The organism is Sphingomonas psychrolutea (assembly GCF_014636175.1).
GTDB classification, from domain to species: domain Bacteria; phylum Pseudomonadota; class Alphaproteobacteria; order Sphingomonadales; family Sphingomonadaceae; genus Sphingomonas; species Sphingomonas psychrolutea.
On the sequence record NZ_BMDW01000009.1, the window covers coordinates 116,283 to 126,669 of the forward strand.

Genomic DNA, 10,387 nt, shown 5'->3' on the forward strand with positions numbered 1-10,387 from the left:
CTCAGGTCCGGTTCTGCTGGAGTTCGGGGATGCGCGCGTCGACAATGCCCCCATTGCCGTCGTTCGAATGGTCGCTATCGAGATTGGCGAGCATGGCTGTGTCGAAACTGGCGGTCACGATCGTGCCGCCGCCGGGGCGATCGTCAAACGCGATCGTGCCGAAATGCTCCTCAACGATTTTCTTGACGATCGCGAGGCCCAGCCCGGTGCCGCGCGCGCGGGTGGTGACGTAGGGCTCGACGATGCGGTCGCGCGCGGCGGGAAGGCCGATGCCGGTGTCGGCGAGGCCGATGGTGATGCGGCCGTCGGCCTCGTTCAGCGTCATCGCGATGCGCGCTTCGCGCGCGTCGAGATTGGCCTCGACCGCCTCGACCGCATTCTTGACGATGTTGGTCAGCGCCTGGCCGATCTGGCGGCGGTCGCAGACGAGCGTCGGGCCGGGATCGTCATGCGCTAGCGTGAAGGCAATGCCGGGATGCGCGACTTCGTGGAGAAACAGCGTCTGGCGCGCGATATCGACCAGCGATTCGGCGCGAAACACCGGCTTTGGCATCCGTGCAAAGGACGAGAATTCATCGACCATCCGACGCAGATCGCCGACTTGCCGCACGATCGTGTCGGTCAGGCGTGCGAAGGTCGTGTCCTCAGGGTCGATTTGCTTGCCGTAGCGCCGCTGGAGCCGTTCGGCGGCGAGTTGGATCGGGGTGAGCGGGTTCTTGATCTCATGCGCGATGCGGCGCGCGACATCGGACCAGGCGGCGCGGCGCTGATCGAGCAATTGCCCGGTAATGTCGTCGAAGGTCAGGATCGGGCCTTCCGCCGCACGCGTCACCTTGACCGCGAGCGTGCGCGCTTCGTTGCCCGCGCCGAGTTCGACGATCGCCTCGCGGTCATGACCTTCGAGCAATGTGGCGAGTTCGGGCGAGATCATGGCGAGCGGCTTTCCGACCGGCAGATCGTTGGCACCGTCGAGCAATGCGACCGCGGAACTGTTGATCAGGCGGATCGTCCCGTCGTGCGCGACCGAGATGACGCCAGCGGAAACGCCCGACATCACCGCCTCGATCAACGCGCGGCGGCTTTCCAAGGTGTTGGTTTGGGCCTGCAGCCGCTCCGTCATTTGGTTGAAAGCGAGACCTAAGGTGCCGATCTCATCCTCGACCTTGGGTGCGGGCACCCGTGCGGTCAAATCGCCGCCCGCGACACGCTGCGCCGCACCGACCAGCTCGCCGACCGGTCGGACCAAGCGATCCGCCGCTTCCAGCGCAATCCACACCGCCAGCGCGACGATCAGCAGCGAAATCGCCAACAAGGCGGCATTGAATTTCAGCTGGAGCGATTGCGACCGCACCAGCAAATCGCGATAGCTCGATAGCAAGGCCACGCTGCGCCGCGACTGCGCCTCCATCACGCGCACGTCCGATATCGCCACCGTCAGATAGAAGACATTGGTCGTGCCGGGCAGGACCGTCAGCGTTTTGATCCGATCGCCCTTCACCGTCGTGATGCTCGGCACATCGCGCTCCACGCGGGCGATATCGTTCGGCGTCACCTCCTGTGCCAGATCGAGCCGATCGGGGTTAAGGCTGGCGATTTCCTGAAACTTTCCGCCGGGCGAATAGACAAACAGAAAGCCGTCGGAGAGACTGCGGAAGAAGATCTCGCGATTGAAATAGGCTACGAATTGCGGGGATTTGGTGCGTTCGATAAAGTCGGGACCGACGAAATCCTGTGAGATCGCATTGGCTGACGTCACCGTCGCATCCTGCCAGCGGTGCAGCATCTGCTCATACGACGTCTTGGCGACGCCGGTGGCGTTCTCGATCATGGCGCGTGCCTGATCGGAATACCAGAACTGGACACCATATTGGAACAGAAGCGAGGCGAACACGACGACGAACAGCGTTGGTACCGCCGCAATCACCGAGAATAAGGCGACCAGCCGGACGTGTAACCGGGCGCGCCCGCCGATCGGCGAGCGCGCCGCGCGACGCATCGCGATCCGGCGCCCGATCAGGACGAGCAATGCGATCCCGGGCAGCAAATTGGCGACGAGCAACAGCGCGACGACCGGCGGCGTCAAAATTTTCTGCGGGCCGGTCCCGGACGCAATAATAAAATAGCTGCCGATGGCGATCGCACCGGCGATCAGCAGCACACCCAGCTCGGCAAAGGACGCGATCGTCAAGCCGCGCTTTTCGTCGCGCTGGTGCAAACTCGAAGCCGAAGCGTCCCTCATCGTGACATTCCTACAACGCAACCGTTGCCGAGAAAACACACAAATGCGTCATCCGTCGCGGTGACGAACCGACCGACCGCCCACATAACGCGAATTCAGGGGTCAATTCCCAGAATATCGAGCCGTTTGCGCAGCGTATTGCGGTTTATCCCAAGGGCGCGCGCCGCGCGCAGCTGGTTCTGGCCGTGGCGCGCGAGGAGCGCCTCAATCAACGGGCGTTCGACCTCGGCGATGATGCGATCGTAGAGCGTACCGTCGTCGAGCGCGGCGGGTTCCTCGATCGCGAGGCGCTCGATCCGCGCACGGATCGCGGCGTCGATCCCGGCGTCACCCAGCGCCGACGCCGACGGCATGACGCCACCTAAGCCCCCGCCCAGCATCACGCGGATCTCATCCGCGTCGATTCGCTCGTCGCGCGCGAGCACGGCGACGCGCCGCATCATGTTTTCGAGTTCGCGGACGTTGCCGGGCCAGTCATAGGCTTCGAGCACGGCGATCGCATCGGGATCAAGCTGCTTGCGCGGCAAGCCATCCTCGGCGGCGCGATCGAGGAAGTGGCGCGCGAGCAAGGGAATGTCCTGCCGACGCCCGCGCAACGCCGGGAGCATGACCGGCACCACGTTGAGGCGGTAGAACAAATCCTCACGAAACTGCCCGTTCGCGACCAAAACGGAGAGCTCACGATTGGTCGCCGCGACGATGCGCACGTCGGCGCGGATCGTACGCGCGCCGCCGACCGTGGTGAATTCCCCCGATTGCAGCACGCGCAGCAGCCGGGTTTGCGCCTCCATCGGCATGTCACCGATTTCATCGAGGAACAATGTGCCGCCCGCGGCTTGCTCGAACCGCCCGGCCGAGCGCGCTTGCGCGCCGGTGAAAGCGCCGCGTTCGTGGCCGAAGAGTTCCGCCTCGATCAATTCGCGCGGGATCGCCGCCATGTTGAGCGCGATGAAGGGCGATCGGCGGCGCGGCCCCAGATCATGAATCGCGCGCGCGACGAGCTCCTTGCCGGTGCCTGATTCGCCCGACACCAGCACGGTCAGATCGTTCGACACGACGCGGGCGATGATTCGGTACACGTCCTGCATCGCAGGGCTGCGCCCGATCAGCGGGAGCGCGGTATCGTCGGCGTCGATCGGCTCCACCGCGCCGCCCGATCCGCGCGCGAGCGCGCTCTGCACGGTGCGCGACAGGGCATCGAGGTCGAATGGCTTGGGCAGATAATCGAACGCGCCGACCTCGGTCGCGCGCACGGCGGTGGTCAGCGTATTCTGCGCCGACAGCACGATCACGGGCAGCCCGGGATGCTGCCGCACGACGCGGTCGACCAGATCGAGCCCATTGCCGTCGGGCAGGACGACATCGCTGATCAGCACATCGGGTGGGTTGGCGGCAAGCTGCACCTCGGCCTCGGCGATCGACGCGGCGGTGGTGATGCGGTGGCCGTCGCGCTTGAGCGCCTGCCCCACGACAGTGCGGATCGCGGCGTCATCATCGACGACGAGGATTCGTCCGGTGCGGTTCATGCCGTCCCGCCCGTTTGAAGGCCGCGGGGCAACATGATCCGAAAGACCGTCATCGGCGGGGTTCCTTCGCGCGCAAACTGAATGATGCCGCCCATGTCGCGCACCAATTTGTCGACCAACGCGAGGCCGAGCCCCTGTCCCTCGGGCTTGCCCGAAATGAACGGGTCGAAGAGATGGTCGGCAATGTCGGCGGGCGGGCCAGGGCCGTTGTCGATCACGCAAATCTCGATCGGCAGCGGCGTGCGCGGCTTGCCCGGCGCGGGGGCGATCGCCATACCGTGGCGGTATGCCGTCGCCAGCGTAATGCGCCCATTGGCCTGATCGCGCACCGCCTCGCTCGCATTTTTGAGCAAATTGAGCACGACCTGCAGCGTCGCGTCGCGATCGAGCTGGACCGGCGGCAGCGACGGGTCAAAGCGCTCCTCGATCGTGAGGTGCCGCCCGAACCCGGCAAGTGCGACACGACGTGCATGATCGAGCAGCGGGTAGATATTCTCGGGTGCCAGTTTCAACGGCCGCGTATCGGTGAAATCCTGCATCCGGTCGATCAAGGCGGCGATGCGGTCGACTTCGGTGGTGATGAGCGTGGTCAGCTCCTCCGCCCCCTTCCCCTTCGACAGCAATTGCGCGGCACCCCGAATGCCCGAAAGCGGGTTCTTGATCTCATGCGCGAGCATCGCCGCTGCGCCGATCGCCGCGCGCGCGGCGGCGGCGCGGTCGGCGCTATGGCCCATCCGGCGCGAGGTGGCGGCATGGTGGAGCGTGATCGTGCGCCAGCCGGGATGATCGGCGATCAGCGTCTCGATATAATCGACACGGATCTTCGCGCCGCGCCGCAGCGCGATTTCGGTATCGAATGCGGCGAGGCCGTGATTGTCGCGCGGATTTTGCTCCTCGGGCGCCCGCATCACCGCGGCGAGCGGTTGCCCCAGCATCGCGCGCTCGGATAAATTGAGCAGCGCTTCGCACTCGGCATTGGCGTGTACGATGCGCGTGTCGGGATCGATGACCAAAACCGCGACCGGGAGCGCGGCAAACAGATCACCGAAATCGGGCGCGCCCCTTTTGTTCACCCGAGCCTCGCTCACGCGGCGGCGCGGCTGCACCAGGGGGCGTAGAATTCGGCGAGCATCGCTTGCACGACTTTGTGATCGGGGATCTGATTGACCTTGTTGCGGAATTCCGCCGATCCGTGGAGGCCGCGCGTGTACCAGCCGATATGTTTGCGCGCCATGTTGACGCCGGTCTCGATACCATAGTGACTGAGCATTGCATCGTAATGCTCTGCGATCACCGTATATTGCTCCTCGATCGACGGATCGGCGACGCGGCGACCCTGCGCGAACCATTCCATCACCTGGCCGAGCAGCCACGGGCGTCCGTACGATCCACGCCCGATCATCACGCCGTCAGCGCCTGATTGCGCGAGCGCGGCTTCGGCGTCTTCGATCGAACAAATGTCGCCATTGGCGATGACCGGGATCGACACCGCATCCTTGACGGTGCGGATAAAGGCCCAGTCGGCACTGCCCTTATACATCTGATTACGCGTGCGGCCGTGGACGGTGACGAGCTTGACGCCAAGATCCTGCGCGATCTGCGCGAGTTGCGGCGCGTTGAGGCTGGCATGATCCCAGCCCATCCGCATCTTCAGCGTGACGGGCACGCTGACGGCATCGACCACGCCCTTGATGATCGCGCCCGCCATGTCGAGATCGCGCATCAGCGCCGAGCCGGCATCGCCATTGGTGACCTTGCGCACCGGGCAGCCCATGTTGATGTCGATGATCGCGGCACCACGATCCTCACTTAGCTTTGCCGCTTCGCCCATTTCATACGGCGTGCAGCCGACAAGCTGCATCGACACGGGGTCCTCGATCGGGTGCCATGCCGCCTTTTGCAGCGACTGGCGCGTCTCGCGGATTGCAGCCTGGCTCGCGACCATCTCGGTGACGTTGAGGCCGGAGCCGTAACGGCGCACCAGCGTGCGGAACGGCATGTCGGTGACACCCGTCATCGGCGCGAGGATCACCGGCGCGGCGATCGTCACGGGGCCGATCTGCAAGGGGGCAAGGGTCTGGGGAGTCACGGGATCGGGTTTGCCTTAAAATCAGGCAGCGCGTAGCCGAATGGCGGCGTTGCGGCAAGGCTCGCGGGGTGGGCGCACGGGGTGGGCTGGCGGGGCCGCGTCGGTTGGGCTAGGCGCACGCCCATGACCTCTGGAAAGACCGCCGCGATCATCGTAGCCGCCGGCACCGGCGTGCGCTCGGGCAGTGCGGCGCCCAAACAATATGCGCTGCTCGGCGGCAAGCCGGTGCTGGCGTACAGTCTTGCGGCGCTGCGCGGGCATCCGGCGATCGATCGCGTCGTTGTGGTGATCGGTGCGGGGCAGGAAGCGGCGTTGCGCGAGGCGGTCGGCGATGTCGAATATGTGATCGGCGGTGCGACGCGGCGAATGTCGGTGCTGGCGGGATTGGAAGCCCTGGCCTCCTCTACCGGTCACCCCGGCCCTGTGCCGGGGTCAACCGTGCCGCACGATTTGCAGCCGGTAGGCGTGAACAGCGGTGGACCCCGGCACGAGGCCGGGGTGACGGTTGGAGTTAAGATTGAGCGCGTGCTGATCCACGATGCCGCTCGCCCGTTTCTGTCGGCGGACGTCATCGATCGGCTGCTTGCGCCGCTCGATGCGTATGAGGGAGCGATCCCCGCACTCCCTGTTGCCGATACGCTCGTACGCTACGACGGGATGATCGGCGAAACCGTTCCACGCACTGATTTGTATCGGGTCCAGACCCCGCAGGCGTTTGTGTTTGATGCGGTCCTTGCGGCGCATCGTGGTTGGTCTGGGCCTGAACCGACCGACGACGCTCAGATGGTCCGCGATACTGGCCATGAAGTCACGATTGTTCTCGGAGACCCCATGCTCGAAAAAATCACCCACCCCGCCGACTTCGCCGCCGCCGAAGCGCGGCTGGCGGCGTCGATGCGATCGCGCACCGCGACCGGTTTCGACGTCCACCGGCTCGAGGCGGGCGAGGAATTGTGGCTCGGCGGAGTGTTGATCCCGCACGACAAGGGCTTGTCGGGGCATAGCGATGCCGATGTCGCACTCCACGCCATCACCGATGCGTTGCTCGGCACGATCGCGGCGGGCGATATCGGGACGCACTTCCCGCCGAGTGATCCGCAGTGGCGCGGGGCCGATTCGGCGCAGTTTCTCCAGCATGCCGCGTCACTGATTACGGCGCGCGGCGGAATCATCGACTTCATCGACCTCACCCTGATCTGCGAGGCCCCCAAAATCGGGCCGCATCGCAGTGCGATGCGTGATCGCATCGCGGCGCTCTTGCAGGTCGGCGTGGATCAGGTCAGCATCAAGGCGACAACGACCGAGCGGCTCGGCTTTGCCGGGCGTGGCGAGGGCATTGCCGCGCAAGCCGCCGCGACAGTGCGGATTCCGGAGACGCGATGATGGACACGATCCTGCCCGCAGAACTGGTCGATGCCGCGCGCAAGGTAGTCGCCGCCAACCTTGCAGCCGGACGCCGCGTGACACTCGCCGAAAGCTGCACCGGCGGGCTGGTCGCGGCGGCAATCACCGAGATTGCAGGGTCGTCTGAGATGTTTGAATGCGGCTTCGTGACCTATTCGAACGACGCCAAGCTGGAAATACTCCACGTCAGCATCGACGTGTTGGAGACGTTCGGCGCGGTGTCGGTCGCGACCGCGTGGAGCATGGCGCAAGGCGCGCTCGAGGCAAGCGGTGCGGATGTCGCCGTCGCGATCACCGGGGTGGCGGGGCCAGGCGGTGGCAGCGAGAAGAAGCCGGTTGGGACGGTCGTGTTCGCGCGGGCCGAACGCGGGGCCGATCCGGGCAATGTTGTCGCTGATCGCAAGGATTTCGGCGATCTCGGGCGCGGTGGCGTGCGGCTTCAGGCGGCGCTGTGTGCGCTCGAGCTGCTGATGCCGCCGGAGCCGGAGCCGGACGCCGACGCGGCGCCGTAAAGCACTGCCGCGCGATCCTCGAACGCGCCGATCATCTTGCGCAAGGCGCTGCCGAACACTTGTCCGGCAAGCATTTCGAACACCCGGTTCTTGAACGCAAAATCGACGGTGAAATCCACCGCGCAGCCATTTGCGTCAGGCCGGAAAATCCAGTCGTTGCGCAGATATTTCAGCGGACCGTCGAGGTACTCGACATGGATGCGGTTCGGGCGATCCTTATCGACCTTAGACGTGAAGGTCTCGCGCAGGCCCTTGAAGCCCACGATCATGTCGGCGACCACTTGGGTGTCGGTGTTTGACCGGACGCGGATCGCCGAGACCCAAGGCAGAAATTCGGGATAGCGCGCCACATCGGCGACCAGATCGAACATCTGTTCGGGCGTGTAGGGCAGCCGGCGCGTTTCGTTATGCCTTGGCAAGTTTCGCCTCGCGCGCCGCCCGCATCCTGGCGAAATCATCGCCTGCGTGATAGCTCGACCGCGTCAGCGGCGACGCCGCGACGAGCAGGAACCCCTTTGCACGCGCGATCGCCGCATAGGCATCGAACGTGGCGGGCGGGACGAAATCGATCACTTTGGCGTGGCGCGGGGTGGGTTGCAGATATTGCCCCATCGTCAGGAAATCGATCTCGGCGCTGCGCATGTCGTCCATCACCTGATGCACTTCGAGCCGCTCCTCGCCCAAGCCCAGCATGACGCCCGATTTGGTGAAGATGCGGGGATCGTGGCGCTTGACGCTCTCCAACAGCCGCAGCGACGCGTAATAGCGGGCACCGGGGCGGATCGTGGGGTAGAGCCGCGGTACGGTTTCGAGATTGTGGTTGTACACGTCGGGGCCAGCCTCGACGATCGATTCGATCGCGGCCTGCGGCTTGTTGCGGAAATCAGGCGTGAGGATTTCGATCGTCGTGTTGGGGGTGGTGCGGCGCAGGGCCTCGATCACCTTGACGAATTGCGACGCGCCGCCATCGGGCAAATCGTCGCGGTCAACCGAGGTGATGACGATATGTTCGAGCCCGAGCTCAGCGGCAGCATCGGCGGTGTGCTGCGGTTCGAGCATGTCGACCGCACGCGGCATGCCGGTCTTGACGTTGCAGAACGCGCAGGCGCGCGTGCACGTGTCGCCGAGGATCATCACGGTCGCGTGTTTCTTGGTCCAGCATTCGCCGATATTGGGGCAGGCCGCTTCCTCGCACACGGTGTTGAGGTTGAGGCGGCGCATCATCGCCTTGGTCTCGGCAAAGGCAGTGCCGCCGGGAGCCTTGACCCGGATCCAGTCTGGCTTGCGCTCTCGGGGCAGGCGGGCGAGCGGGGACATCTCATTCATGCCTAAGCAGATAGCGACTGATGCGTGCGCTTGCCAGCCCCTCCCTCTCGCCCGTACAGCGCGGGCATGGCCGATTTTACCGAACTGCTCGCTGGCTATGGCCGGTTTCGTGTCCATGACTGGACTCGCCAGCGCGATCGCTGGGCCGAATTGTCCGAAGGGCAAAGCCCCAAGGTGATGATCATCGCCTGTTCGGACAGCCGAGTCGACCCGGCGCAGGTGTTCGACACCTCGCCCGGCGAGATCTTCGTCGTGCGCAACGTCGCCAATCTGGTGCCGCCGTTCGAACTCGACGGGAAGCGGCATGGCGTCTCGGCCGCGCTCGAATTCGCGGTGACTCAGTTGCAAGTGTCCGAAATCGTCGTGATGGGCCACGGGTCGTGCGGCGGCGTGCATGCCGCGCTGACTCAGGCGTTCGACGGCAAGGCACCGGGCGAAGGCGGGTTCATCGCGCATTGGGTCGACATGCTCGACGACGCGCGCGATCGAGTGATCGCCACGCACGGGACAGGCCCGGATGCGCTGCACGCGCTCGAACTCGAGACGGTGCGCGTCAGCATCGCCAATTTGCGCACCTTCCCCTGCATCCCCGAGCGCGAAGCCGCGGGCACGCTGCGGCTGCGCGGGGCGTATTTCGCGATTGCCGACGGTGTGTTGCATGTGATGGACGATGATGGGGAATTCGCGCCTGCCTGACACGCGCGATTGCTGCGTGTGGGGTGTTCGCCTAGGATGATGCCATGAGACCCAATACGCTCCGGCTGCTGCGCCGCTATCACCATTATCTCGGCCTGTTCTTTGCGCCGATGATCCTGCTGTTCGCGATCAGCGGGGCGCTCCAGACGTTCCGCTTGCAAGAGGCAAAGGGCTATGGCGGTCCGCCGCCGAACTGGATTGTCTGGCTGGCAAGCGTGCATAAGGACCAGGGACCGCCGCGTGAACCGCGTGCAGAGAAGCCCAAGCCCGCGGGCGAGGCGGCGAAGCCGCGGGTCGAGGCCCCCCGGACTGGGCCAAAGCGCCCCTCCCCGCTGCCGCTCAAGATTTTCGTCGTATTGCTGGCGATCGCGCTGGCGATTTCGACGATCATGGGGATCGTGATCGCGCTCGCCAACCGTGCGATGCGGCGGGTTTCGATCGTCCTGCTCATGCTCGGCACGGTGGTGCCAATCGTGTTGTTGTGGGTTTGAGCTAGAGTCTGACTCGCCCGTCTTGAATCGTGAGGATTCCCATTGGGCTGCGTTTGTGATTCACTCTGCGGGCTGAGCAGGGAGGATACGGTGCGAGCCTATTC

General features: G+C 65.0%; 10 protein-coding genes. 4 read left to right on the top strand and 6 right to left on the bottom strand.

All coding sequences use genetic code 11. The features are described from left to right. Position 1 precedes the first annotated feature (1 nt). From IEV62_RS09335 to dusB, 4 genes are all read right to left on the bottom strand, one after another. The gene (locus tag IEV62_RS09335) at positions 2-2,239 is read right to left on the bottom strand and encodes a sensor histidine kinase NtrY-like (protein WP_188446778.1); all 2,238 of its coding nucleotides are present in this window, start codon (positions 2,237-2,239) and stop codon (positions 2-4) included. A gap of 95 nt (positions 2,240-2,334) precedes the next feature. Further along, complete coding sequence (ntrC, locus tag IEV62_RS09340; RefSeq protein ID WP_188446780.1) at positions 2,335-3,765, bottom strand: nitrogen regulation protein NR(I); 1,431 nt, start codon at positions 3,763-3,765, stop codon at positions 2,335-2,337. Further along, positions 3,762-4,874: a two-component system sensor histidine kinase NtrB gene (locus tag IEV62_RS09345; RefSeq protein WP_188446800.1), complete on the bottom strand. Its 1,113-nt coding sequence runs from the start codon at positions 4,872-4,874 to the stop codon at positions 3,762-3,764. Before IEV62_RS09345 ends, ntrC begins: the two co-directional genes overlap by 4 nt. Next, positions 4,850-5,782, bottom strand: coding sequence for a tRNA dihydrouridine synthase DusB (gene dusB, locus IEV62_RS09350; RefSeq protein WP_229732988.1), 933 nt, complete (start codon positions 5,780-5,782; stop codon positions 4,850-4,852). The genes IEV62_RS09345 and dusB overlap by 25 nt, the downstream gene beginning before the upstream one ends. A gap of 195 nt (positions 5,783-5,977) precedes the next feature. On the opposite strand from dusB, the gene ispF reads away from it, so the two are divergent. Then, positions 5,978-7,237 carry a 2-C-methyl-D-erythritol 2,4-cyclodiphosphate synthase gene (gene ispF / locus IEV62_RS09355; RefSeq protein WP_188446784.1) on the top strand — a complete coding sequence of 420 codons (1,260 nt, stop codon included), beginning with the start codon at positions 5,978-5,980 and terminating at the stop codon, positions 7,235-7,237. Further along, positions 7,237-7,770, top strand: coding sequence for a CinA family protein (locus IEV62_RS09360; RefSeq protein ID WP_188446802.1), 534 nt, complete (start codon positions 7,237-7,239; stop codon positions 7,768-7,770). The genes ispF and IEV62_RS09360 overlap by 1 nt, the downstream gene beginning before the upstream one ends. Here the strand turns inward: IEV62_RS09360 and IEV62_RS09365 are convergent. Together IEV62_RS09365 and lipA are read right to left on the bottom strand one after the other, a co-directional pair. Continuing rightward, positions 7,698-8,189, bottom strand: a complete 492-nt coding sequence (locus IEV62_RS09365) for a type II toxin-antitoxin system RatA family toxin (RefSeq protein WP_188446786.1) — start codon at positions 8,187-8,189, stop codon at positions 7,698-7,700. The two genes, IEV62_RS09360 and IEV62_RS09365, sit on opposite strands and share 73 nt — an antisense overlap. Next, positions 8,176-9,096 carry a lipoyl synthase gene (gene lipA / locus IEV62_RS09370; RefSeq protein WP_188446788.1) on the bottom strand — a complete coding sequence of 307 codons (921 nt, stop codon included), beginning with the start codon at positions 9,094-9,096 and terminating at the stop codon, positions 8,176-8,178. The genes IEV62_RS09365 and lipA overlap by 14 nt, the downstream gene beginning before the upstream one ends. Positions 9,097-9,162: 66 nt before the next feature. Here lipA and IEV62_RS09375 point away from each other — a divergent pair, with 66 nt between their 5' ends. Then, positions 9,163-9,792 (top strand): carbonic anhydrase, encoded by a 630-nt coding sequence (locus IEV62_RS09375; RefSeq protein WP_188446790.1) that lies wholly within the window; start codon positions 9,163-9,165, stop codon positions 9,790-9,792. 44 nt (positions 9,793-9,836) lie between these two features. Then, positions 9,837-10,283, top strand: a complete 447-nt coding sequence (locus tag IEV62_RS09380) for a hypothetical protein (protein WP_188446792.1) — start codon at positions 9,837-9,839, stop codon at positions 10,281-10,283. Positions 10,284-10,387 lie beyond the last annotated feature (104 nt).